We start from the raw sequence: 23,209 nt of genomic DNA, 5'->3' as shown, positions 1-23,209 counted from the left end.
TTTCGCAGAACTGATGAACCTCGGTGTTTAGGGTGTGGTTCATGTTTCGTCTTGAGACAGAAGTAGACAAAGATCGTCGCATTCTGCTGAGCGAACGGCTCCAGCACAGCAATACGGAACGCTCCCCCGAGCTCCGCGCCCTGCTCTCCACGCCCGCCGAGCACGAACTCCCGCTGGAGATCTGGGCGATCGACGAGTCCGGTGCGCTGGCGGGCGGACTCTCCGGGCGCACCTGGGCCTACTGGCTCCATGTCGATCTGCTCTGGGTCGACCCGCTCCACCGCGGTTCCGGCCTCGGGTCGCAGCTGCTGGCAGAGGCGGAACGGAGGGCCGAGGCGGACCGGTCGTGCACCCGCTCCCGGCTGGAGACCTGGGGGTTCCAGGCCCCCGCCTTCTACCGCAGGCGGGGGTACGAGGTGATCGGGCAGGTCGAGGACTACCCGCCCGGTGTCACCGAGTTCATCCTGACGAAGGCCTTCAGCTGAGCCGGCGGGCCCCCGCCGACGGGACCGCCGGGAAGACCCCGGGCGTCGCGTGGCCCGCCGAAGTGAACGCCTCCAGCACCGACTTGGTGACCGCCTCCGCGTCCGCCGTCTCCACCAGCACGATCGCCGAACCGCCGAAACCACCGCCGGTCATCCGCGCACCCAGTGCCCCGGCCGCGTTCGCCGCCGAGACGACCAGGTCCAGTTCGGGGCAGGAGACCCGCAGATCGTCACGGAGCGAGACATGGCCCGCGGTGAGGACGGGTCCCGCGGCCCGCACATCGCCCGCGTCGAGCAGCCCGATGACCTGCTCCACGCGCGCGTTGTCGCTGACCACATGGCGTACGTACCGCGCGACCGACTCGTCCGCGCCGGACTCGGCGAGCGTGTCGAGCGCGGCGCCGAGCCCTTCGTACGGAAGGTCGCGCAGCGTCCCGATGGAGAGCACCCGCGCGCCCTCCTCGCAGCCGGTCCGTCGTTCCGCGTACGCGCCGTCACCCAGCGCGTGCTTGACCCGGGTGTCGACGACCAGCAGCTGCAGACCGTGGGCGGCCAGGTCGAACGGGACCTGGCGCCGGGTGAGGTCGCGGGTGTCGAGGTAGAGGGCGTGGCCCTCCACGCAGCAGGCCGACGCCATCTGGTCCATGACCCCGCACGGCACCCCGACGAACGCGTTCTCGGCGCGCTGCGCCAGCACCGCGAGCTCGGCGGCGGGCAGACCGAGTCCGAAGAGGTCGTTCAGCGCGAGCGCGGTGACCACTTCGAGGGCTGCGGAGGAGGAGAGTCCGGCGCCGGTGGGGACGGTCGAGGTCAGCTGGATGTCCGCACCGGTGACCTGGTGGCCGGCTTCGCGCAGCGCCCAGACGACTCCGGCCGGGTACGCCGCCCAGCCGTGGCCCTGGTGCGGTGCCAGCTCGTCGACGCGGAGCCGCACGACGCCGCCGGGCACGTCGGTGGAGTGGAGCCGCAGCTCGCCGTCGGTACGGCGGGACACCGCGGCGCGCGCGACGTGCGGCAGCGCGAGCGGCATCACGAAACCGTCGTTGAAGTCGGTGTACTCGCCGATCAGGTTGACCCGGCCGGGCGCAGCCCAGATCCCTTCGGGGGCGGCGCCGTACAGCTCGGTGAATGCGGTGACCAGCTCAGCGTTGTCGGTCATGGGGTGGTGGGCTCCTCTCGGCGGGCGAACGTCCAGGCGTCGGAGACGATTCCGGCCAGGTCGGCGCGGGAGGGCTGCCAGCCGAGCCGTTCCCTGGCCGCGGTGGCGGAGGCGACCAGCACCGCGGGGTCACCGGCGCGGCGCGGGGCCGCGGTCTCGGGGACCGGGTGGCCGGTGACCTTGCGTACCGTCTCGATGACCTCGCGCACCGAGAAGCCGTTGCCGTTGCCGAGGTTGCAGATCAGGTGCTCGCCCGCGGTGGCCGCGTCGAGGGCGAGCAGGTGCGCCTCGGCGAGGTCGGCGACGTGGATGTAGTCGCGTACGCAGGTGCCGTCGGGTGTCGGATAGTCGTCGCCGTACACGGAGATCGACTCGCGCTGCCCGAGCGCGACCTGGAGGACGAGCGGGATGAGGTGCGACTCCGGGCTGTGGCGCTCACCGCAGCTCCCGTACGCACCCGCCACGTTGAAGTACCGCAGCGAGACCGCGGCCAGTCCGTGTGCGGCCGCCTCGCCGGTGATCATGTGGTCGACGGCCAGCTTCGTCGCGCCGTACGGGTTGGTGGGGGCGGTCGGGTCGGACTCCGTGATCGGGCTGGAGACCGGTTCCCCGTAGGTCGCGGCGGTCGAGGAGAAGACCAGGGTGCGGACCCCGGCGTCGCGCATGGCGGCGAGCAGCGCGGTGGATCCGCCGACGTTGTTCACCCAGTACTTCTCCGGGTCGGTGACGGACTCCCCGACCTGGGAGTACGCGGCGAAGTGCAGCACCGCGTCGTAGGAGGGGTCCAGCCAGCGGGCGGCGTCCTGGATGCGCCCCTCGATGAACTCGGCCCCGGCCGGGACGCCCTCCCGGAACCCGGTCGACAGGTCGTCGAGGACGGTCACCGCGTGGCCCGCCTCCAGCAGATGCGCGGCGACCACGCTGCCGACGTATCCCGCGCCACCCGTGACCAGGTACTTCTTCTGGGGCATGCTCACTTGCTCGCTACCTCTCGCAGTCGCTGGGCCGCGGCCTCCGGCGGCACGTCGTTGATGAACACGCTCATGCCGGATTCGGAACCCGCGAGGAACTTCAGCTTGCCGGAGGTGCGTCGGACGGTGAAAAGCTCGAGGTGGAGCCCGAACTCCTCCCGCCCGGGCACTCCGAACGGCGCCTGGTGCCAGGCCGCGATGTACGGCGTCGGCGGCTCACCGGGGCCGAAGATCCGGTCGAATCGCCTCAAGAGTTCCAGATAGACCTGTGCGAATTCGGTGCGCGCGGCATCGTCGAGTTCCCGCAGGTCCGCGACGCGGCGGCGCGGGTACAGATGCACCTCGTACGGCCAGTGCGCCGCGTACGGCACGAACGCCACCCAGTGCTCGCCGGTCAGCACGACCCGCTCGCCGTCGGTCAGCTCACGCGCCACGATGTCGTCGAAGAGGTTGCCGCCGGTCCGTTCGCAGTGCGCCTCCATCGAGCGGAGCATCAGCTCGGTGCGCGGGGTGACGAACGGGTACGCGTAGATCTGCCCGTGCGGGTGGCCGAGGGTCACACCGATCTCGGCGCCCCGGTTCTCGAAGCAGAACACCTGCTTGACCTGCGGGAGCCCGGCGAGTTCTGCGGTGCGGTCGGTCCATGCCTCCAGGACCAGGCCGGCCTGCTCCTCGGTGAGGTCGGCGAACGAGGCGTCGTGGTCGGAGGTGAAGCAGACGACCTCGCAGCGGCCGGAGTCGCCGGCGAGGGAGGGGAAACGGTTCTCGAAGACGGCCACGTCGTAGTGGTCGTCGGGGATCTCGCTGAGCCGCCCGTCCCGGGACGGGCAGAGCGGGCACTCGTCGGCCGGCGGGTGGTACGTGCGGCCCTGGCGGTGCGAGGCGATGGCGACGCTGTCCCCGAGGAGCGGGTCGTGGCGGACCTCGGAGGAGGTCGAGACGGCGTCGAGCGGCCGCCGGTCGACGGCGTCGCGGACCACGTCGTCGCGACTGTCGTAGTAGAGCAGCTCCCGGCCGTCGGCGAGCGTCGTAACCGTCTTCTTCACCAGGTTCCTCCAAACATAACCGAACACAACAAACCACAAGCCAACACACACGTCAATGGACACTTCGACGCATGTGTGATCGGGATCTCCTGTGCGGTTCTGGCGGTTGAACCTGGAGCTTTCCACTCGCTCGATCACAATCCAACAAAGAACCCCAGAAAGACTGTTCATTTTTTGAACACAAGAGCGTAGGTTCCGTCGGGTTAAGTTCGCGCAACGAAGCGAGTACCCCCACATGCAATATCTGGCCGAAGGGCTCCGGCTCCCCACGAACGGGCTCGACTACACGATTCTGGCGATCTACTTCGTCGTGGTTCTCGGCATCGGCTTCGCCGCCCGGGCCAGCGTGAAGACCAGCCTCGACTTCTTCCTCTCCGGGCGGTCACTGCCCGCCTGGGTGACCGGTCTCGCGTTCGTCGCCGCCAACCTCGGTGCCACCGAGATCCTCGGCATGGCGGCCACCGGTGCGCAGTACGGGGTCGCGGTCGTCCACTGGTACTGGATCGGCGCCATCCCCGCCATGGTCTTCCTCGGCCTGGTGATGATGCCCTTCTACTACCGGTCGAAGGTCCGTTCCGTACCGGAGTTCCTGCTCCAGCGCTTCGACAGGTCGGCGCACCTGCTGAGCTCCATACTCTTCGCGTTCGCCGCGATACTGATCGCGGGCGTCAACCTCTACGCCCTGTCGATCGTCGTGGAGGCGCTGCTCGGCTGGCCGCAGTGGGTCGCGATCGTCGTCGCGGGCCTCTTCGTCCTCGTCTACATCACCATCGGCGGGCTCTCCTCGGCGATCTACAACGAGGTGCTGCAGTTCTTCGTCATCCTCGCCGCGCTCATCCCGCTCACCCTGCTGGGCCTCAAGCGCGTCGGCGGCTGGGACGGTCTGACCGGCTCGCTGGAGAAGAGCCACGGCTCCGACTTCCTCTCCGCCTGGGGCGGTACGGGCATCGGTGACGCCAACCCGCTCGGCGCCAACTGGCTGACGATCATCCTCGGCCTCGGCTTCGTGCTCTCCTTCGGCTACTGGACGACCAACTTCGCCGAGGTGCAGCGCGCCCTGTCGGCGAAGAACCTCTCGGCCGCCCAGCGCACGCCGCTGATCGCCGCGTTCCCGAAGATCTTCATCGTCTTCCTCGTGATGATCCCGGGCCTGGTCGCCGCCGTACTCGTACCGAAGATCGGCACGCCGGGCTCGGACCTCACGTACAACGACGCGATCCCGCTGCTGATGCAGGAGCTGTTGCCCAACGGTGTGCTCGGCATCGCCGTGACCGGTCTGCTGGCCGCGTTCATGGCGGGCATGGCGGCCAACGTCTCGTCGTTCAACACCGTCTTCACGACGGACATCTGGGCCCGGTACGTGAAGAAGGACCAGCCCGACGCGTACTACCTGCGGTTCGGCCGGCTGATCACAGCGGTCGGTGTACTGGCCTCCATCGGCACGGCCTTCATCGCCGCCAGCTTCTCGAACATCATGAGCTACCTCCAGACGCTGTTCTCGTTCTTCAACGTCCCGATGTTCGTGGTCTTCATCATCGGCATGTTCTGGAAGCGCGCCTCGATGAAGTCCGGGGTCTGGGGGCTCCTCGCGGGCACCACCGCCGCGATGGTCAACTACTTCTGGATCTACAAGCAGGGTGTCATCGACATCCCGACCGACCAGGGCGCCAACTTCGTCTCGGCGATCGTCGGCTTCGTCGCCGGTGCGGTGGTCATGGTCCTCGTCACGCTCTTCACCGCGCCGAAGCCCGAGGCCGAACTGGCGGGCCTCGTCTACGGAACCGAGTCCCCGGACGCGGTGGAGGCACCGGCCGAGGGCGACAGCGCCTGGTACCGCAAGCCCGCACTGCTCGGCTGGGGCGCGATCGTCATCGCGGCCCTCTGCTACGTGCCGTACTCGCTCTGATCGGAGGCAATCACCATGTCTGAACTGCACAAGGAAGTCTCCGAGCTGGAGCGCAAGTCCGCGACCGCGGCCCGCCTCTTCGACATCCGGCGGATCATCGGCGGACTCTTCGTGATCTACGGAGTGATCGTGACGATCGCCGGGATCCACCCGTCCGACGCGGACCTGAAGAAGGCCCAGGGCGTTCACATAAACCTCTGGACCGGGCTGGCGATGCTGGTCCTCGGGCTGTTCTTCCTGGCGTGGCTGAAGCTGCGCCCGGCCGAGGCGCCGGGCGGCGCCGACGCCGGCTCCGGCACCGACGCCTGAGCCGGGCGGCACACCGCCCGCCGGGGCCGGACGTCACCCGACGTCCGGCCCTTTCCGCCCCGCGTCCACCACCGCCCGCTCCAGCAGCCCGGTCCGGGCCGCGAGCGCCGCCGCCTCCAGCCGTGAACCGACGCCCAGCTTCATGAGCACCCGCTGCACATGCGTACGCGCCGTGCTCGGCGCGATCCGCATCCCGGCCGCGATCAGCCGGGTGTCCTCGCCCTCCGCGACCCGGACCAGCACCTCGATCTCGCGCGGAGTGAGCATCTGCAGCAGCCGCTTCCCCTCGTCGTCGGGCTGGACGGCCGGGTTGAGCAGCTCGGCGAAGGCACCCTGGAGGAGCTGTGGCGCGATCGCCGCCTCTCCGGCGCGCGCCTTGACCATCGCCCGCTCGACACCCTCGATCCGCTCGTCGTGCCGGACGTATCCCGCGGCGCCGGCGGCGAAGGCGGCTGCGATCCCACGCGGGTTGGGTACCGGTCCGAGCACCACCACCGCCACCTGCGGGCGCTCCCGTCTGATCCGGGCGATGGGGTCGAACACGCCCGGTTCGGCGGGCGTCGCGGTGCCGAACAGGCACACCTCCGGGGCCCTGCTCACCACCAGTTCCGCGGCGCCGGCGGTCGGCGCGGCCGCCGCGAGCACCCGGTGACCCCGCAATTTAAGCGCCGAGGCGAGCGCCTCTGCGAGCAGTCGGTGGTCATCGACCACCATGAGCCGCACGCCCATCGAGCAACCCCCCATAGCACTGGAGCTAGGCCCCCCGGCCCTCCCTGACCCGGCAAGCTACACGCTTGTTCGACCTCGTGCGCCCGTTACCAGGCAGAAGCCCCCCGGAATGCCGAATGAAGCGTCATCGAGCGGCACTTGACCGACGATCATCGGTCATAAACGGACGGCGGGACGGGCACAGAACGATCGGCCCTGCCGGTCGGGTGAATCGACCGGCAGGGCCGTCGTGCGTGGTGCGTTCCCGCGGAGTGCGTCAGCCGGTGCCGAACGAGACCACGAGGTACCGGTTGGCGTCGAGCGAGCTGTCGCCCCGCTTGCTCGCCATCGTCTCGGAGATGAAGAGCCGCCCGCCGGAGAACAGGAACTCGGCGTAGTCCGCGGAGAAGCTGGTCTCCGCGTCCCGGACGGACTCCTCGGCCGGATTCTCCAGCAGCACGGTCTGCTTGAAGGTGGAACCGTCGATGGAGACGATCTGGCCGCCCTTGTCGTACGGGGGCTCCTTGTACGCGATGATGTTCGGCCCGTCCATGCGGATCGGGAACATCGTGTACCGGTCGCCCGCGTCGGCCTTGTCGCTGGTCGGCTTGCCGGTGGTCAGGTCGAACGAGACGATCTCGTTGGTGTCGCCGTACTCGCCGGTGCCCTCGTGCTCCTCGGTGGGCAGATAGAGACGGTTGTTGCCGACCGCGAGCTGCTGGCAGGTCTCCACCTCCGTGGAGCCGCAACGGGCGGCGTACTTGTCACCGTCGGCGGTGATCTTGGTGAGCAGCTTGCCGGTCGACGCGTCGATCGAGAAGAAGTCCGAGATCCCGCTGCCGTCACCGGCGGTGTCGCCGACGTCGGCCGCGACGACCAGCGGCTTGGTGGAGACGATGCTCGCGTACTCGACACCGGGCGGCATCTTGAACGAGGAGAGCGGCGCGCCGGTGGTGGGGTTCAGTGCCTGGATGACGAGCTGCGGATCGTCGTACGTACCGCATCTGCGGACCACGGCGAGTGCCTCGCCGCCGCCGTACCCCTTGTCGTAGCAGCCGTCGGCGGTGACCTTCGGCTTCCAGCGCTCGGCGCCGGTGTTCAGGTCGAAGGCGGCGCCGCCTTCGGTGCCGCCCGCGGCGACCGTGGTGCCGCTGAGCGTGATCTCGTCGAACCTGATCGCGTCGTCGCCGCCGGTGCCGGCGGTCACCGACTTGCTCCACATCAGCTTGCCGGCGCTGAGGTCGAGGGCACCGACCTGGGTGCACGGCGGGTACTTGTTCGTCTTCGTCGGCTTGGCCTGCTGGAAGGCGATGGCGGTCTTGTAGTCCTTGGACATGTGCCGGGAGGCGGCGCAGAGCTGGCCGTCCAACGGGATGGACCAGAGCTTGGTGCCCTTGACCTTGTCGTATCCGACGATCTCGTTCACGCCGGTCTTGACGTACGCCTTGTCGGTCAGCCAGGAGCCGTCGAGCTGCGTGACATCGGGGACCTTCGGCTCGGCGAGCCGGAAGGCGACGGTGGACTTGGTGTTCGCCGGCGCCTTCTCCTTGCCGCCGCCACCCGCACCGTTGTCCGATCCGCCCTTGCTGTCACCGGTGGTGCCGGTGGAATCGGACGTCTCGTTCTTCTTGCCGCCCTCGCCACCGCTGGAGGCGAACCAGACGCCGCCGCCGACGATCAGCGCCACGGCGACCACCGCGGCGATGATGATCTGTGTCTGGGTGCTGAGCTTCCTGCCGCCGTTCCCGCCCTGCGGCGGTGCCGGGTACTGCGGCTGCATCGGGGCGGTCGGGTAGCCGTATCCCTGCTGGGGCGGCTGGCCGGGCGGCATGCCGTAGCCGCCGACGGGGGGCGCCTGCGGGAAGCCGTAGCCGGGCTGCTGCGGCGGGGCCTGCGGATAGCCGTACCCCGGCTGCTGCGGCGGGGCCTGCGGATAGCCGTACCCCGGCTGCTGCTGGGGCGGACCGGCGGGCGGCGGGGTCTGAGGAGCGCCGAACCCACCAGCGGGCGGCGTCTGAGGAGCACCGAACCCACCAGCAGGCGGCGTCTGAGGAGCACCGAACCCACCAGCGGGCGGTGGGGTCTGCGGCGCCGGCTGCTTGCCGAACGGGTCGGCGGGCGGCTGGTCCTGCGGCTCGCCGAACCCGCCCTGGGGCGGCTCGTTGGGCGGCTGTGTCATGGCGTACGTACCTCGGGGGGAGGGGAGTCGGTGGACCGGGAGCCGACGCGGTCGGCCACGGTCCGTCGGATGCCTGCGTGAGCCGTCACTTGCCGAAGGCCATCATGGTCTTCGTCTCCAGCTCTTCCTTGTCGTTGGCCGCGCTGACCCGGCCGCTCGCGATGAAGGAACGGCCGTCCGCGTAGGCGATCCTCGGGTTGTAGAACGAGCTCTCGATCTGGGACGTCGACGCCGGGTGCTGCAGCAGCACGTGCGGGGTGCCACCGGTCGGCGCCAGGGTGGCGATCCCACCGCCCTGGTTGTACGAGGCCTCCAGGTAGAGCAGCACGTTGCCGCCCTCCATCCGGAGCGGCTTCATGGTCCGCCCGGCCGGGGCCGCGGCCTTCCACTTGGGCTTGCCGGTGTTCAGGTCGAACGCGACGACCTTGTTCGTGCGGGCGGAGGCGCTGGTGCCGGCCGCGGTCGACATGTAGAAGGTGTTGGCGTCGGCGGCGACGCCGGTGCAACCTTCCAGGGACTTCCCGAAGATGACGAACGCACCGCTGCAGTCCGGCGAGAACTTGTCACCCTTGTCGCTGACCAGCTGGGAACGGAGCGTGCCGTTCTCCTTGATGGCGAGAAGGCTCCACTTCTTCTTCTGGCTCTGGGTCAGCGAGACGACGAGCGGGCTCACCGAATAGACCCTGTCGACTTCCCAGCCCACGGCGGGACGGTACGTCCACTTGGGCTTGCCGGTGACCGGATCGATCTCCTGGATCTGGTTCTGGGGCTTGTCGACGTCGCCCGTGCGGCAGCTGGAGGCGGCGATCAGCTTCGGACCGCCGGCGAAGGCGTACGGCTGGCAGTTGCCCGACTGCTTGCCGAACAGATCCTTGCCGTCGCTGACCCGGTAGGCGTTGGAGGCACCGGTACGCCCGACCGTCACGGTGTCGGCGCTGATGGCGAGGGAGATGTCCGACATCATGTCGAAGAGGCCGCTCTGCTTGATCGCCTTCTTCCAGCCGGCCTTGCCGGTGTTGAGGTCGATCATCTGGAGGTCGGAGCAGTCCGCCTTGTCGGTGGTGCCGTTCTTGACCCCGATGACGATCTTGCCGTCCGTGGTGGTCTGCGCAGGCGCGGCGCACATGTCCGCGGGCAGCTTCAGCGTCCACTTCTGCTTGCCGTCGACCACGGAGTAGCCGGATATCGACCGGTACATGCCCTTGACGACGGTGTCTCCGACGATCCACGGGCCATACACGTCGGAACCGTCCCGCGGCAGGTCGACATCGTTGGTCTGCAGCCAGAGGACCTTCGCCTCGCCGGCCTTACGCCCGGCGTTGAGGTCGTCGTCGCCGCCGCGGCCGTCGCCGTTGCCGTCACCCTCGTCGACGGAGGACGAGACGCTCGGCTTCGCATCCGTACTGCCGTGCGCCACGGGCTTCTTGCCGTCACCACCGCCGCTGGTGGCGAGGAAGACGCCACCGCCTATCACCAGCAGCGCGGCGACCGCGGCACCGATGAGCACAGCGGGCCTGCCCTTGAACGGGCCGCCGCCGCCCGTACCAGCGGGTCCCGGGGCGCCGGGGTACTGCTGCTGCGGGTAGCCGTAACCCGGCTGCGGCTGCTGCCCGTACGGTCCGGGCTGCTGACCGTACGGGCCCGGCTGCTGACCGTACGGGCCCGGCTGCTGGACGTACGGGCCCGGCTGGCCGTACGGGCCGGGCTGCTGTCCCGGCTGCTGCGGGTAGCCGTAACCGGGCGCCTGCTCCGGGGCCTGCGGGTAGCCGTACCCCGGCTGGGCGGGCGGCGGGGTCGGCGGCGCGGCAGGCATCTGCGGCGGCTGCGCGGGCGGCTGAGGACTCCCCTGAGGCGGCTCCTGCGGAGCGCCGAAGCCTCCCTGCGGCGGTTGCTGGCTGGGCGGCTGGGTCATCAGCACGTCCCCCTTCGTGCGGTCCGGTGCCCGGTCCGGTCTCCCCCGCGATTCCGCAGGGCTGAATTCCCTTCGGAAAGGAGCGGATCGGGCATGGATTCCGCGGTGTCACGACAGTCGGGCGGGGCTTCTTTGTACCACCCGCAAGACCGCGGACACCGAGTCGGTCCATCCCCTGTGCCCAAGGGAGAACCGCCTCGTGATGCCGTCGTTACGCAGGAGCGGGAGGCCCCGGCGGCCACGCCGGGGGCACCGGTCCGGACACCGTCCGGCGCCCCCGGCGCCAACTCTTCGCAAACGGAGACCAGTCGGACCGCGGCGGGCCGGTCCACCGCCCCCGAGCACCGTCGACCGCCGTCGGCGACCCTGGCGAACCACCATGACCGGCAGTCTTCGTGACGATCCGTCAGCGATCGGCTCGAAGGTCAGGGACCGAAGACCATGACGGTCTTCACCTTCTTCTCCTCCTTGTCGTTGATCGCGCTGACGGTTGCGCTCACCAGGATGGAACGGCCGCCCGCGTAGACGGCCCTCGCCATGCTGAAGGAGCTCTCGGCCTCGGCCGCCGACGCCGGATGCCGCAGCAGCATCTTCGGGGCACCGCCCTCCGGCCCGAGCGTGGCGATGCCTCCGCCCTTCCGGTACGTGCCGTCCACCCGGACGATCACGTTCCGGCCGTCCATCCGCAACGGCTGCATGACCTGTCCGGCCGGCGCGGCCGCCCGCCACTTGGCCTTACCGCTGTCCAGGTCGAACGCGACCACCTTGTTGGTGAGGGAGGAGCCCACGGTCGCGGGCTTGGTCGCCAGGTAGAAGGTGCCGTCGTCGGCCGCGGCTCCGGCACAGCCGTCGAGGTTCCTGCCGGACACCACGATGTCCACGTCGCACGTGACGGCATAGTCCTCGTTCTTCCCGCCGACCATCTGGGAGCGGTACGTGCCGTTCTCCCGCAGCGTGACGATGGCCCATGCCCCGCCCTCGCCCACGCCCTTCTTCAGCGAAATCACCAGCGGGTTCGCCGAGTAGACCTGCGCGACCCGCCAGCCGGTCTTGACCCGGTACGTCCACTTCGGCTTGCCGGTGGCCGGATCGATCTCCTCGACCTGCTGCTTGTCCTCGTCGTCGGCGTCGGTGCGGCAACTGGTGGCGGCGATCATCCGGGGACCGCTGGTGAACGCGAACGGCTGGCAGACCCCTTCCCGCTTGCCGAACACTTCCTTGCCGTCGGAGACGCGGTAGCCCACCGAGTTGCCGGAGCGCCCGAAGGTGGCCAGGTCCCCGCTGATCCCCATGGCGACGTCCGACAGCAGGTCCTCGGCACCCTTGCGCTCGACCGTCTTCTTCCAGCCCGCCCTGCCGGTGGTGAGGTCGATCATCTGCAGTACGGAGCAGTCCGCATCCGACGAGGTGCCCCCCATGAGTGCGACGACGACCTTGCCGTCGCCGGTGGGGAGGGTCGGTGCGGCACAGAGATCGGCGGGCAGCTCCAGCGTCCACTTCCGGGCGCCGTCGGCCACGGAGTAGCCGGAGACCGTGCGGTACATGCCCTTGGCGACGATGTCTCCGGTCAGCCAGGGGCCGTACACGTCCACGCCGTTGCGCGGCACGTCGACGCCGTTGTCCCGCATCCAGAGGACCTTGGCCTCGCCCGGCTTGCGCGCGGCGTTGACCTTGTCGACCGGCGCGGCGGTGTCGACCACCTCGGCGTCGTCAGTGGGCCGGACGGGGGGCAAGGCGGTGAGCCGCTCGCCGTCGGAACTGCCGTGCGCGACGGGCTTCCCGCTTCCGTGACCATCGCTCGTGGCGAACCAGACGCCACCGCCGACCACCAGGACGCCGGCGATCACGGCGGCGACGAGAGTGGTGCGCCTGCGCCCGGAGGGCTTACGTCCTGCGGGGCCGCCCGGGCCGGCGGGGTACGGCGGCTGCGCGCCGTACCCGTATCCGTACGGGCCGGCCTGGGGCTGCACCGGGGGCGGGGGCGGGAACTGCCCGTACCCCTGCACCGGCTGGGCCGGCGGCGCGGGCCGCATCGGCTCCATCGGCTCGAACGGGGCCCCGAACTCGCCCTGTGGCTGCGGCGGTTGCGGCTGTGGCTGCGACGGCTGCTGCTGCGGGCCGGGCGGCCAGGTCATCGGGGTGCTCCCTCGGTGCGGTCGGACGGGCATCCTTTGTATCACCCGTCACGAACGCACCGTCCGGCGCCACCGGCCGCCGCAGCACCCGGAGCTCAGGCGCCTGACACCGGACGGCAGATGTCGGACGTCAGGCGTCGGACGTCAGGCGCCTGACGTCAGGCGTCCTCGGCCAGTTCCAGCCAGCGCATCTCCAACTCGTCGCGTTCCACGACCAGTTCCCGCAGTTCCGCGTCGAGCTTCGCCACCTTTTCGAAGTCCGTGGCGTTCTCCGCGATCTGCTTGTGCAGGGTCGTCTCGCGGGTCGACATCTTGTCGAGCTGCCGCTCGATCTTCTGCAGTTCCTTCTTGGCGGCGCGGGCGGCCTGCGGCGAGACCGCGGCGGCGGCCGGCGTCTCCTTCGCCGCGGTGGGTGCCGAGGCGGGTACGGCCGCCTCCTCCATCCGCCGCCTGCGCTCGATGTACTCGTCGATACCACGCGGCAGCATCCGCAGCGTGGCGTCGCCGAGCAGCGCCATCACCCGGTCCGTGGTCCGCTCGATGAAGAACCGGTCGTGGGAGATCACGATCATCGATCCCGGCCAGCCGTCGAGGAGGTCCTCCAGCTGGGTCAGGGTCTCGATGTCGAGGTCGTTGGTGGGCTCGTCGAGGAAGAGAACGTTCGGCTCGTCCATCAGCAGCCGCAGGATCTGCAGCCGTCGCCGCTCACCACCCGACAGGTCACCCACCGGGGTCCACTGCTTCTCCTTCGAGAAGCCGAACTGCTCGCAGAGCTGGCCCGCGGTCATCTCCCGGCCCTTGCCGAGGTCGACCCGGTCCCGTACCTGCTGCACGGCCTCCAGCACCCGCAGGTTCGGCTTGAGCTCGGTGACCTCCTGGGAGAGGTAGGCCAGCTTGACGGTCCTGCCGACGACGATCTTCCCGGCTGCGGGCTGCTCCTCGCCCTGGGTGCGGGCCGCCTCGGCGAGCGCCCGCAGCAGCGAGGTCTTGCCCGCACCGTTGATCCCGACCAGGCCGATCCGGTCGCCGGGGCCGAGGTGCCAGGTGAGGTGGGTGAGCAGCGTCTTGGGTCCGGCCTGGACGGTCACGTCCTCCAGGTCGAAGACGGTCTTACCGAGTCGCGCGTTGGCGAACTTCATCAGCTCGCTGGTGTCGCGCGGCGGCGGCACATCGGCGATCAGCTCGTTGGCGGCCTCGATGCGGTAGCGCGGCTTCGACGTACGGGCGGGGGCGCCTCGCCGCAGCCAGGCCAGCTCCTTGCGCATCAGGTTCTGCCGCTTGGACTCCTCGGTCGCGGCGATCCGCTCCCGCTCGGCCCGGGCGAACACGTAGTCGCTGTAGCCGCCCTCGTACTCGTGGACCGTGCCGCGCTGGACGTCCCACATGCGCGTGCAGACCTGATCGAGGAACCACCGGTCGTGGGTGACGCAGACCAGTGCCGAGCGCCGGCTCTGCAGGTGCCGGGCCAGCCAGGAGATGCCCTCGACATCGAGGTGGTTGGTCGGCTCGTCGAGGACGATCAGGTCCTGTTCGGCGATGAGCAGCTTGGCGAGCGCGATCCGGCGCCGCTCGCCGCCGGAGAGCGGGGCGATGACGGTGTCCAGGCCGAGCTCGAAGCCGGGCAGGTCCAGCCCGCCGAAGAGCCCGGTCAGCACGTCACGGATCTTGGCGTTGCCCGCCCACTCGTGGTCGGCGAGATCGCCGATGACCTCGTGGCGGACCGTCGCCTTCGGGTCGAGCGAATCGTGCTGTGTGAGGACACCGAGACGCAGGCCACCGTTGTGGGTGACGCGGCCGGTGTCCGCCTCCTCCAGCTTGGCGAGCATCCGGATGAGGGTCGTCTTGCCGTCGCCGTTACGGCCGACGACACCGATCCGGTCCCCCTCGGACACACCGAGGGACACGCCGTCGAGCAGGGCACGGGTGCCGTACACCTTGCTGACCTGCTCGACATTGACCAGATTGACGGCCATTTCACTCCTGACAGGGGGATCGATCGACGTCCCAGGGTAGTCGCCACGCGGGTGGGATAGCGTGCGGCGATCGATCAAGGGCGGGGGCAGGGGGATCCATGGCGCGAAATCCGGTGCGGTGCACGGCGACGGCCGTACTGGCGGCGGTGCTGTCGGCAGCGGCGGTGACCGGCTGCACATCGTCCTCCCCGGGCGCCGACGGCGACGGCAAGGCTGCCCCGGAGCCGAAGGCCGTCGCGGGGAACGCGGTGACGAGGGGCGGCAGCGTCGGTGGTTCCGGCTCCGTCTGCGAGCTGCCCGTCGCCTTCGACCTCGCGGCCTCCTGGAAGCCTGCGGCCGTGCGGCCCGTCGAGGACGACGCGCTCGGCGCGCTGAACAAGCAGGGCCCGGTCACTCTCGTCTGCGAGATCGACGCGAAGCCCGCCGGGAACATCGGCTTCCTGCGGGTGTGGACCGGGGCCGGTACCGACCGGACCCCGCGCCAGGTCCTGAAGGCGTTCCTGGCCGCCGACCCGAACGCCGGCCGGGCCTCGTACACCGAGGTGAAGGCCGGCGCCCTGACCGCGGCCGAGGTCGGCTACACCGTCAGCGGCGCGTTGTCGTCCGAGCCCAAGAAGGAGCGGGCCTTCGCCGTGGCCACGCCGAGCGGCCCGGTCGTGGTGCACCTCGGCGGGCTTGACTCGCAGGAGCACGAGGAGATGCTCCCGGCTTACGAGCTGGCGCGGAGGACCGTGCGGCTCGGCTGAGGCGCACGGACCGGCGAGGCGAGGCGCGCGCCCGTGATCGGTCCGCCCGCCGCCGCCCGTTCACGAATACTCGATCCCATACGGGTACGGTCGCGTCCGGCGCCCCCGGGGCGGCAGCGCGACCATACTCAATTCCCGTCCGAGTACCGCGGTCAGCGGAGCGTGGCACCCGGCGCGGGGGACACGGCGGCCCGTGCGCTGCGGCAGGTTCCCGACGCGAGCAGGGCGTCCGCCACCTTCGCCGCCGACTCGGCGTCCGCCACCAGGAAAGCGGTGGTCGGCCCGGAACCCGAGACCAGTGCGGCCAGGGCACCCGCCCCGGTGCCCGCGGCAAGGGTGTCGGCGAGCGAGGGCCGCAGCGAGACCGCGGCGGGCTGCAGATCGTTGGAGAGCGCTTCGGCGAGCGCGTGGGTGTCACCGGCGCGCAGCGCCTCGAGGAGTGCCGGGGAGGCTTCCGGGACGGGCACGTCGGTGCCTGCGGTGAGTCGGTCGAACTCGCCGTAGACGGCCGGGGTGGAGAGCCCGCCGTCGGCGACCGCGAAGACCCAGTGGAAGGTCCCGCCGACGTCGATCGGAGTCAGCTGTTCGCCACGGCCGGTGCCGAGGGCGGCGCCGCCGACCAGGGAGAACGGGACGTCGCTGCCGAGCTCCGCGCAGATGGCGAGCAGTTCGTCCCGGGTGGCGCCGGTGGACCAGAGGGCGTCGCAGGCGAGCAGGGCCGCCGCGCCGTCGGCGCTGCCGCCCGCCATGCCGCCCGCGACGGGGATGTCCTTGTCGATGTGGATGTGCACGTGGGGGGCGAGGCCGTGGCGCTCCGCGAGCGCGATCGCGGCGCGGGCGGCGAGGTTCGACGCGTCCAGAGGGACCTGCGCGGCGTCCGGGCCCGAGCAGGTGACGCTCAGCTCGTCGGCGGGGGTGACGGTGACCTCGTCGTACAGGCCGACGGCGAGGAAGACGTTGGCCAGGTCGTGGAAGCCGTCGGGTCGCGCGGCACCCACCGCGAGCTGGACGTTGACCTTGGCGGGGACGCGGACCGTGACACTCATTCGGCGCTCCCGGCGGCCTCGTTCTCGTCGTTCTCGTCGGGCTTCCCGGCGGGCTTGTTCTCGGCGATGGCGGCGAACTCCTCGACGGTCAGTGCCTCGCCCCGCGCCTGCGGGGAGATCCCCGCCGCGACCAGGGCCGCTTCGGCGGCGGGCGCGGAGCCCGCCCAGCCCGCCAGGGCGGCCCGCAGCGTCTTGCGGCGCTGGGCGAACGCGGCGTCGACGACCGCGAAGACCTCGGCCCGGCTCGCGGTCGTCGTGATCGGCTCGCTGCGGCGGACCAGTGACACCAGACCGGAGTCGACGTTCGGGGCGGGCCAGAAGACCGTGCGGCCGATGGAACCGGCCCGCTTGACGTGCGCGTACCAGTTGGCCTTCACCGACGGCACGCCGTAGACCTTGTTGCCCGGCCGGGCGGCCAGCCGGTCGGCGACCTCGGCCTGCACCATGACCAGGGTCCGCTCGATGGTCGGGAACCGCTCCAGCATCGTCAGCAGGACCGGCACGGCGACGTTGTACGGCAGGTTGGCGACGAGGGCGGTGGGCGCCGGGCCCGGCAGCTCCGTGACCAGCATGGCGTCGGAGTGGACGAGCGCGAACCGGTCGGCGCGGCCGGGCATCCGGGCGGCGACCGTGGCGGGCAGCGCGGCGGCCAGCACGTCGTCGATCTCGACGGCGACGACCCGGTCCGCCGCTTCCAGCAGTGCCAGGGTCAGCGAGCCCAGACCGGGTCCGACCTCCACCACCACGTCGTCGGGGCGGACCTCTGCGGTCCGCACGATCCGGCGGACCGTGTTGGCGTCGATGACGAAGTTCTGACCGCGCTGCTTGGTGGGGCGTACGCCCAGCTTCGCGGCCAGGTCGCGGATGTCTGCGGGGCCCAGGAGGGCGTCGGGCTCTGTGCTGCTCACCCGGTAAGCCTACGGCCGCAGTGCGGCCACGGGCTCGCCCCCCGTTGCACGTACAGCTTCTTCGCCCGGTGCGTCTGCTCGGACGCGGGTGCGTCCTGCGGGCGTCCACTGCCGCCGAGGGCGTGCCAGGTCACCGTGTCGAACTGGTACAGGCCGCCGTAGGTGCCGCTCGCGTCGACCGCGCCGGGCCGGCCGCCGGACTCGCAGGCGGCGAGCCCGGCCCAGTTCAGGCGGTCCGCGTCCGCCGCCGACTGCGGCCGCCGCCGGGTGCCGACCTTCACGATCCGGTCGACCGGCGCGCGGACGACTTCCGCGTCGAGCACCCGTGGGCGCTGCCGGACGCCGTTGACGGTGCGCAGGGCGTAGGTGACCCGGCGGACGCCCGCGCTGCCCTCGCGCTCGACGACCTCCGTGCCGGCGAAGAGGGCGGCGTCCTCGGAGCGCTGTTCGGCGTACGGGAGGGGCTCCTCGCGTACCTCGCGGGAGCGGGTGATCCGCATGACGGAGACCGTCTGGCCGTCGCGCGGGAAGCTCCGCGGGTCCACGGAGGTGGTGTCCTCGCCGTGCAGGGTGATGCCCGTTTCGGCCAGGGCCTCGCGGACGGTCGCGGCGTTGGTGCGGACGGTGCGTTCCCGGCCGTCGGCCATGAAGGTCACGGTGCGTTCGGTACGGACGTCCAGGGCGAGTCCGGTCCGGCCGATCGCGGAGGAGCGGGCGGTGGAGAGGTACGCCCCCTCGGCGCGCACGCCGAGCTGGCGCAGAGCTCCGTCGACCGTCCCGGCGGTGGTCCACACCCGGCGCCGGACACCGTCGAGGGTGAGGGTCACCGGGCGGCCGTGGCGGACGGTGACCTCGTCGCCGTCCGCCAGCTCACTGCCGCGCGCCGGGGTGATGACGTCGTGGTCGCCGACGGTGACGCCCTGCTCGTCGAGGAGCTCGTCGATGTCGTCGGAGAAGGTGTGCAGGGTGCGCGGTTCCCCGTCGACGGTGAGCTCCACCGCCTTGTCGTCGGCGAGGAAGGCGGCGGTTCCGCCGGCCAGGAAGGCCACGACGAGGGCCTGCGGGACGAGCCGGCGCAGGTTCTCCGGGCGGACGGGGGCCCGGCGGCGGCGTGCGGCCCGCCGGGCCGCGGCGCGGCCGCCGGCGCTCCCGGGTGCGGGCGGCGGTGTCCGGGTGTCGACGACGGTCGGTTCGTGGACCGGCCGGGGAGCGACCAGCGTCCGCTCCGCGTGGAACGACTCGTGGAGGGGTTCCTGGAACCCCTCGTACGGCTCGTTGAACGCCAGGGGCACGGGGACGTACGGCGGCGTCGCCACCGCCGCACGTCCCCCGCCCGCTGTCGCACGATGACTGCCCCGCAGATTGCTCACGCCGCTCCAGAAGATCCGTACGTCCCGGTCGCCCGATGGGCTTCGGGGACGATAGTGGAGCTTCGGTCACTCTCCAAAGCGGCACGACCACACACCGTCATGGCGCGATCGGTCAGTAATCGAACGCGCGGGCCGTGTTCTCGTTGATCGCCGTCGCGAGGGTGTCCTCGTCGACGCCCTTCACCTCCGCCATGGCACGGAGCGTGACCGGAATGAGGTAGGGCGCGTTGGGCCGTCCGCGGTACGGGGCCGGGGTGAGGAAAGGAGCGTCGGTCTCGACCAGGACCAGTTCGGCCGGCGCCACGGCCAGCGCGTCCCGCAGCGGCTGGGCGTTCTTGAACGTCACATTGCCCGCGAAGGACATGTAGTACCCGGCGTCCGCGCAGATCCGGGCCATTTCGGCGTCCCCGGAGTAGCAGTGGAACACGGTCCGCTCCGGGGCGCCCGCGTCGGCCAGGACGCGCAGCACGTCGGCGTGCGCCTCACGGTCGTGGATGACGAGCGCCTTGCCGTGCCGCTTGGCGATCTCGATATGGGCCCGGAAGGACTCCTCCTGGGCGGCCATGCCCTCGGGGCCGGTACGGAAGTGGTCGAGTCCGGTCTCGCCGACACCGCGCACCTGGTCGAGCGCGGCCAGTCGGTCGATCTCGGCGAGCGCCTCGTCGAGCGCCGCCTTCCCGCCGGGTCCGCGCGCCCCCTGGCGTGACCAGCCGTCCGGATCACCGTGCACGATGCGCGGCGCCTCGTTCGGGTGAAGCGCAACCGCGGCGTAGACGCTCGCGTGGGCGGCCGCGGTCTCCGCGGCCCAGCGCGAGCCCTGCACGTCGCAGCCCACCTGGATCACGGTGGTGACGTTGACCGCCGCGGCCCTGGCCAGGCCCTCCTCGACGGTGGCGTCCTGCATGTCCAGATGGGTGTGCGAATCGGCGACCGGCACCCGCAGGGGTTCGGGCAGTGGCGGGGCTTCCGTACGGCTCATGGCCACGATCGTACGAGGACCGTGGCCGTGACCTCACTTGCGGTGGAAGGGGTGGAGCAGATCGGACAGGTGCCAGTGGCGTGCCGTGTCCGGGGCGCCGGCGGTGGCGGCCTCGCGCTCGCTCGATCCGGCGCCGGCCTCGTGCGGGACGTCCGGCGCTTGCGTCCGGAGCAGCCGCTGGACGGTCGAGACCCGGCCGGCCCCCATGATCCGGAGCAGATGTCCGCCGCAGTTCGCGCAGGTGGGCCTGGACAGAGGCGACGGCACCCGCTCCCCGTCCGCCTTGTAGATGATGAAAGGCTTGTTGGCACCGTCGACGTGGTGCTCTATTTCGTAGGCCTGTTCCCACCCGTATCCGCACCTCATGCAGGCGAAGGCATACGCCTCATGCACGGTGGTTGCTGCGATCTCGCTCATGCCTGCTCCTCGTGTCCGCCGGACGAGCATTCCGGAGAATGCGTCCCTCATTAAGTGGACGCCTTTACCGGCGGAAGCGCACCGACCCCTGTCGAGTATTGGAGCGGTCTTGGCCCTTTCGTGGCAGATGGGGCCGGTGCGCGGTTCTCGCTTTGCTTTCTACGCCGGTCCTTTGCCCTCCGCAGGACCGGTCCGCGCCGCATTCTTTGCCGCCACGACCGCATCGAACACGTCGCGCTTGGGCAGTCCCGCGGCCGCGGCGACGGCGGCGATCGCCTCCTTGCGCCGCTCCCCCGCCTCCTCGCGCACCTGCACCCTGCGCACCAGCTCGGCGGCGTCCAGTTCCTCGGCCGATTCCGCCGCGCCCTCGACGACGACGGTGATCTCCCCGCGCACCCCTTCGGCCGCCCAGATCGCGAGGTCGCCCAGCGGGCCGCGCTTGACCTCCTCGTACGTCTTGGTCAGCTCCCGGCAGACGGCGGCCCGGCGGTCGCTGCCGAACACCTCGGCCATCGCGGCAAGGGTGTCGTCCAGCCGGTGCGGGGCCTCGAAGAAGACCATGGTGCGGCGCTCGTCGGCGACCTCGCGGAGCCGGCCGAGCCGTTCGCCCGCCTTGCGCGGCAGAAAGCCCTCGAAGCAGAACCGGTCGACGGGCAGTCCGGACAGGGCGAGCGCGGTGAGCACGGCGGACGGCCCGGGGACCGCGGTGACCTTGATGTCCTTCTCCACGGCGGCGGCGACCAGCCGGTACCCGGGGTCGGAGACGGACGGCATCCCGGCGTCCGTGACCAGCAGGACCCGCGCACCGCCGGTCAGCGCCTCGACGAGTTCCGGCGTACGGGCCGACTCGTTGCCCTCGAAGTAGGAGACGACGCGCCCCGTGGTGTGGATGCCGAGCGCCTGCGTCAGACGGCGCAGCCGGCGGGTGTCCTCGGCGGCGACGACATCGGCCGTCTCCAGTTCGGCGGCGAGGCGTGGCGGGGCGTCCGCCACGTCGCCGATGGGGGTCCCTGCAAGTACCAGCGTTCCAGTCGTTCCAGTCACAACAGCCATCCTCCCAGCCCGGGCGGCAGCGGTCGCACAGATGAGTTCCCTACGATGGCGCGGTGACGAGTACTGCGCCCGAAGCCCAGCAGGGTCAAGACGCCGGGGAACAGCACGGCGAAGAGCTGCCGTCCTGGCAGCAGCGGCTGCGCCGGTTCGGCCATGTGCCCCGGTCCGGAATCGGGCTGCGTGAACGGCTGATCCCGCCCTACACACAGCCGGGAGCACAGCTCTGGGCGGTGCTCGGGGTGTCCCCGCCGACGGCCGAGCGGCTGGTCCGGTGGTCCGCCTGGGGCGGTCCGCTGCTGGTGACGCTGGTCGCCGGGGTGCTGCGGTTCTGGCATCTGGGCAGCCCGAAGGCGGTGATATTCGACGAGACGTACTACGCCAAGGACTCCTGGGCGCTGATCAAGCAGGGGTACGAGGGGTCCTGGCCGAAGGGCGTCGACAAGTCGGTCCTGGCCGATCCCTCGCTGGTGCACGTACCGACGGATCCCGGCTATGTGGTGCATCCACCGGTCGGCAAGTGGATCATCGGCATCGGTGAACAGATCTTCGGGTTCACACCGTTCGGCTGGCGGTTCATGGTGGCGCTGCTCGGCACGCTGTCGGTGCTGATGCTGTGCCGGATCGGGCGGCGGCTGTTCCGTTCGACGTTCCTGGGATGTCTGGCGGGGGCCCTGCTCGCCGTGGACGGGCTGCATTTCGTGATGAGCCGCACCGCGCTGCTCGACCTGGTGCTGATGTTCTTCGTGGTGGCGGCGTTCGGCTGTCTGCTGATCGACCGGGACCGGGCGCGGGGCAGGCTCGCCGCGGCGCTGCCGGTCGACGGGGAGGGTGTGCTGCGCCCGGACGCGCTGGTCGCGGAGACGCTGCGGCTCGGGTGGCGGCCGTGGCGGATCGCGGCGGGCCTCTCGCTGGGTCTGGCGTTCGGCACCAAGTGGAACGGGCTCTACATCCTGGTCGCGTTCGGCCTGATGACCGTGTTGTGGGACGTCGGCGCGCGCCGGACGGCCGGTGCGGTCAGTCCGTACACGGCGGTGATCCGGCGGGATCTGCTGCCTGCGTTCGTCTCGACGGTGCCGGTCGCGATCCTGACGTACATCGCGTCATGGACCGGCTGGATCATCAGGAACGACCCCGAACGCCACGGCTACTACCGCGACTGGGCGGCGACCGACGGGAAGGGCGGCAACTGGACCTGGCTCCCGGACTGGCTGCGCAGCCTGTGGCACTACGAGTACCAGGTCTACGAGTTCCACGTGAACCTGACGTCGGGTCACACGTACCAGTCGAACCCGTGGAGCTGGATCGTGCTGGGCCGCCCCGTCTCGTACTTCTACGAGGAGCAGAGCTGCCCGTCCTCGGCGACGGGCAAGTGCGCCCGCGAGGTGCTGGCGCTCGGCACCCCGCTGCTGTGGTGGGCGGCGTGCTTCGCGCTGGTGTACGTGCTGTGGCGCTGGCTCTTCCGCCGCGACTGGCGGGCGGGTGCGATCGCGTGCGGTGTGGCGGCGGGCTGGCTGCCCTGGTTCCTCTACCAGGAGCGGACGATCTTCCTCTTCTACGCGGTGGTGTTCGTGCCGTTCCTGTGTCTCGCGGTGGCGATGATGCTCGGCGCGATGCTCGGCCCCGCGGCCGCCGGTTCCGGGACGGGGACCGGGCGGGACCCGGGACGGGCGGCTGTCGATCCGTCCGGTGAACGGCGCCGGACCCTCGGGGCCATCGCCGCGGGGGTACTGGTGCTCCTGATCATCTGGAATTTCATCTATTTCTGGCCGCTGTATACGGGAACCCCCATTCCGGACGGTTCCTGGCGTGACCGCATGTGGCTGGATACCTGGATCTGAGCGGCCTGTTCGCGCCACAGGGGATCGCATTCCGATAACAACCGCCCCTGCTGTCACTACCGTCCCGTA

The 23,209-nt window shown here is 70.6% G+C and carries 19 protein-coding genes; 5 read left to right on the top strand and 14 right to left on the bottom strand.

Annotated features, from left to right (window positions below):
- Nucleotides 1–41: 41 nt before the first annotated feature.
- Nucleotides 42–485 (top strand): GNAT family N-acetyltransferase, encoded by a 444-nt coding sequence (locus tag ACFVXE_RS06280; RefSeq protein WP_389669665.1) that lies wholly within the window; start codon nt 42–44, stop codon nt 483–485.
- Here ACFVXE_RS06280 and galK read toward each other — a convergent pair.
- Genes galK through galT form a run of 3 tightly spaced genes read right to left on the bottom strand, consistent with a single transcriptional unit; the run spans nt 478 to nt 3,661 of the window.
- A complete protein-coding gene (gene galK / locus ACFVXE_RS06275) occupies nt 478–1,644 on the bottom strand; it encodes a galactokinase (protein ID WP_389669663.1) in 1,167 nt (388 codons plus the stop codon). The two genes, ACFVXE_RS06280 and galK, sit on opposite strands and share 8 nt — an antisense overlap.
- Nucleotides 1,641–2,621: a UDP-glucose 4-epimerase GalE gene (gene galE / locus ACFVXE_RS06270; RefSeq protein ID WP_389669661.1), complete on the bottom strand. Its 981-nt coding sequence runs from the start codon at nt 2,619–2,621 to the stop codon at nt 1,641–1,643. Before galE ends, galK begins: the two co-directional genes overlap by 4 nt.
- Nucleotides 2,618–3,661, bottom strand: coding sequence for a galactose-1-phosphate uridylyltransferase (gene galT, locus ACFVXE_RS06265; protein WP_389669659.1), 1,044 nt, complete (start codon nt 3,659–3,661; stop codon nt 2,618–2,620). Before galT ends, galE begins: the two co-directional genes overlap by 4 nt.
- A 235-nt stretch (nt 3,662–3,896) precedes the next feature.
- Between galT and ACFVXE_RS06260 the strand changes: the two genes are divergently transcribed.
- Both ACFVXE_RS06260 and ACFVXE_RS06255 read left to right on the top strand, forming a co-directional pair.
- Nucleotides 3,897–5,567: a sodium:solute symporter family protein gene (locus tag ACFVXE_RS06260; protein WP_389669657.1), complete on the top strand. Its 1,671-nt coding sequence runs from the start codon at nt 3,897–3,899 to the stop codon at nt 5,565–5,567.
- A gap of 15 nt (nt 5,568–5,582) precedes the next feature.
- Nucleotides 5,583–5,876 carry a hypothetical protein gene (locus tag ACFVXE_RS06255; protein ID WP_389669655.1) on the top strand — a complete coding sequence of 98 codons (294 nt, stop codon included), beginning with the start codon at nt 5,583–5,585 and terminating at the stop codon, nt 5,874–5,876.
- A 33-nt stretch (nt 5,877–5,909) separates the two neighbouring features.
- Here the strand turns inward: ACFVXE_RS06255 and ACFVXE_RS06250 are convergent, their stop codons facing one another.
- The 5 genes from ACFVXE_RS06250 to ACFVXE_RS06230 all read right to left on the bottom strand — a co-directional run bounded on the left by ACFVXE_RS06250 (nt 5,910) and on the right by ACFVXE_RS06230 (nt 14,783).
- Nucleotides 5,910–6,605 carry a LuxR C-terminal-related transcriptional regulator gene (locus tag ACFVXE_RS06250; RefSeq protein WP_389669653.1) on the bottom strand — a complete coding sequence of 232 codons (696 nt, stop codon included), beginning with the start codon at nt 6,603–6,605 and terminating at the stop codon, nt 5,910–5,912.
- A 256-nt stretch (nt 6,606–6,861) separates the two neighbouring features.
- Nucleotides 6,862–8,763, bottom strand: coding sequence for a PQQ-binding-like beta-propeller repeat protein (locus ACFVXE_RS06245; protein WP_389669651.1), 1,902 nt, complete (start codon nt 8,761–8,763; stop codon nt 6,862–6,864).
- Between the two features lie 85 nt (nt 8,764–8,848).
- Nucleotides 8,849–10,675, bottom strand: a complete 1,827-nt coding sequence (locus tag ACFVXE_RS06240; protein WP_389669649.1) for a PQQ-binding-like beta-propeller repeat protein — start codon at nt 10,673–10,675, stop codon at nt 8,849–8,851.
- A gap of 425 nt (nt 10,676–11,100) precedes the next feature.
- On the bottom strand, nt 11,101–12,810 hold the full coding sequence (locus tag ACFVXE_RS06235; RefSeq protein ID WP_389669647.1) for a PQQ-binding-like beta-propeller repeat protein: 1,710 nt from the start codon (nt 12,808–12,810) through the stop codon (nt 11,101–11,103).
- 158 nt (nt 12,811–12,968) lie between these two features.
- A complete protein-coding gene (locus tag ACFVXE_RS06230) occupies nt 12,969–14,783 on the bottom strand; it encodes an ABC-F family ATP-binding cassette domain-containing protein (protein WP_389669645.1) in 1,815 nt (604 codons plus the stop codon).
- A 98-nt stretch (nt 14,784–14,881) separates the two neighbouring features.
- On the opposite strand from ACFVXE_RS06230, the gene ACFVXE_RS06225 reads away from it, so the two are divergent.
- Nucleotides 14,882–15,529: a lipoprotein gene (locus ACFVXE_RS06225; protein ID WP_389669643.1), complete on the top strand. Its 648-nt coding sequence runs from the start codon at nt 14,882–14,884 to the stop codon at nt 15,527–15,529.
- Between the two features lie 152 nt (nt 15,530–15,681).
- Here ACFVXE_RS06225 and ACFVXE_RS06220 read toward each other — a convergent pair whose 3' ends face one another.
- The 6 genes from ACFVXE_RS06220 to rsmI all read right to left on the bottom strand — a co-directional run bounded on the left by ACFVXE_RS06220 (nt 15,682) and on the right by rsmI (nt 21,302).
- The gene (locus tag ACFVXE_RS06220; RefSeq protein ID WP_389669642.1) at nt 15,682–16,575 is read right to left on the bottom strand and encodes a 4-(cytidine 5'-diphospho)-2-C-methyl-D-erythritol kinase; all 894 of its coding nucleotides are present in this window, start codon (nt 16,573–16,575) and stop codon (nt 15,682–15,684) included.
- Nucleotides 16,572–17,483: a 16S rRNA (adenine(1518)-N(6)/adenine(1519)-N(6))-dimethyltransferase RsmA gene (gene rsmA / locus ACFVXE_RS06215; protein WP_389669640.1), complete on the bottom strand. Its 912-nt coding sequence runs from the start codon at nt 17,481–17,483 to the stop codon at nt 16,572–16,574. The genes ACFVXE_RS06220 and rsmA overlap by 4 nt, the downstream gene beginning before the upstream one ends.
- Nucleotides 17,480–18,853 carry a ubiquitin-like domain-containing protein gene (locus ACFVXE_RS06210; RefSeq protein ID WP_389669638.1) on the bottom strand — a complete coding sequence of 458 codons (1,374 nt, stop codon included), beginning with the start codon at nt 18,851–18,853 and terminating at the stop codon, nt 17,480–17,482. Before ACFVXE_RS06210 ends, rsmA begins: the two co-directional genes overlap by 4 nt.
- Before the next feature lie 112 nt (nt 18,854–18,965).
- Nucleotides 18,966–19,832, bottom strand: coding sequence for a TatD family hydrolase (locus tag ACFVXE_RS06205; protein ID WP_389669637.1), 867 nt, complete (start codon nt 19,830–19,832; stop codon nt 18,966–18,968).
- A gap of 33 nt (nt 19,833–19,865) precedes the next feature.
- Nucleotides 19,866–20,249, bottom strand: coding sequence for a hypothetical protein (locus ACFVXE_RS06200; protein WP_389669635.1), 384 nt, complete (start codon nt 20,247–20,249; stop codon nt 19,866–19,868).
- Nucleotides 20,250–20,408: 159 nt separating this feature from the next.
- The gene (gene rsmI, locus ACFVXE_RS06195; RefSeq protein WP_389669633.1) at nt 20,409–21,302 is read right to left on the bottom strand and encodes a 16S rRNA (cytidine(1402)-2'-O)-methyltransferase; all 894 of its coding nucleotides are present in this window, start codon (nt 21,300–21,302) and stop codon (nt 20,409–20,411) included.
- A gap of 53 nt (nt 21,303–21,355) precedes the next feature.
- On the opposite strand from rsmI, the gene ACFVXE_RS06190 reads away from it, so the two are divergent.
- Nucleotides 21,356–23,140 (top strand): dolichyl-phosphate-mannose--protein mannosyltransferase, encoded by a 1,785-nt coding sequence (locus ACFVXE_RS06190; RefSeq protein WP_389669631.1) that lies wholly within the window; start codon nt 21,356–21,358, stop codon nt 23,138–23,140.
- The last annotated feature ends 69 nt before the right edge of the window (nt 23,141–23,209 follow it).

Source organism: Streptomyces sp. NPDC058231 (genome assembly GCF_042882275.1).
In the GTDB taxonomy this organism is placed as follows: Bacteria; Actinomycetota; Actinomycetes; order Streptomycetales; family Streptomycetaceae; genus Streptomyces.
Note: the sequence above shows the minus strand (reverse complement) of the source record. Positions and strands in the feature narration are given on the sequence as shown.

Bases quoted from the DNA above. Each gene is read 5' to 3' on its own strand.
- rsmI (WP_389669633.1), bottom strand. From the start codon at position 21,302: ATGGCTGTTGTGACTGGAACGACTGGAACGCTGGTACTTGCAGGGACC.
- ACFVXE_RS06205 (WP_389669637.1), bottom strand. From the start codon at position 19,832: ATGAGCCGTACGGAAGCCCCGCCACTGCCCGAACCCCTGCGGGTGCCG.
- galK (WP_389669663.1), bottom strand. From the start codon at position 1,644: ATGACCGACAACGCTGAGCTGGTCACCGCATTCACCGAGCTGTACGGC.
- ACFVXE_RS06220 (WP_389669642.1), bottom strand. From the start codon at position 16,575: ATGAGTGTCACGGTCCGCGTCCCCGCCAAGGTCAACGTCCAGCTCGCG.
- ACFVXE_RS06245 (WP_389669651.1), bottom strand. From the start codon at position 8,763: ATGACACAGCCGCCCAACGAGCCGCCCCAGGGCGGGTTCGGCGAGCCG.
- ACFVXE_RS06200 (WP_389669635.1), bottom strand. From the start codon at position 20,249: ATGAGCGAGATCGCAGCAACCACCGTGCATGAGGCGTATGCCTTCGCC.
- ACFVXE_RS06280 (WP_389669665.1), top strand. From the start codon at position 42: ATGTTTCGTCTTGAGACAGAAGTAGACAAAGATCGTCGCATTCTGCTG.
- ACFVXE_RS06255 (WP_389669655.1), top strand. From the start codon at position 5,583: ATGTCTGAACTGCACAAGGAAGTCTCCGAGCTGGAGCGCAAGTCCGCG.
- ACFVXE_RS06250 (WP_389669653.1), bottom strand. From the start codon at position 6,605: ATGGGCGTGCGGCTCATGGTGGTCGATGACCACCGACTGCTCGCAGAG.
- ACFVXE_RS06260 (WP_389669657.1), top strand. From the start codon at position 3,897: ATGCAATATCTGGCCGAAGGGCTCCGGCTCCCCACGAACGGGCTCGAC.
- ACFVXE_RS06235 (WP_389669647.1), bottom strand. From the start codon at position 12,810: ATGACCTGGCCGCCCGGCCCGCAGCAGCAGCCGTCGCAGCCACAGCCG.
- ACFVXE_RS06240 (WP_389669649.1), bottom strand. From the start codon at position 10,675: ATGACCCAGCCGCCCAGCCAGCAACCGCCGCAGGGAGGCTTCGGCGCT.
- ACFVXE_RS06230 (WP_389669645.1), bottom strand. From the start codon at position 14,783: ATGGCCGTCAATCTGGTCAATGTCGAGCAGGTCAGCAAGGTGTACGGC.
- ACFVXE_RS06225 (WP_389669643.1), top strand. From the start codon at position 14,882: ATGGCGCGAAATCCGGTGCGGTGCACGGCGACGGCCGTACTGGCGGCG.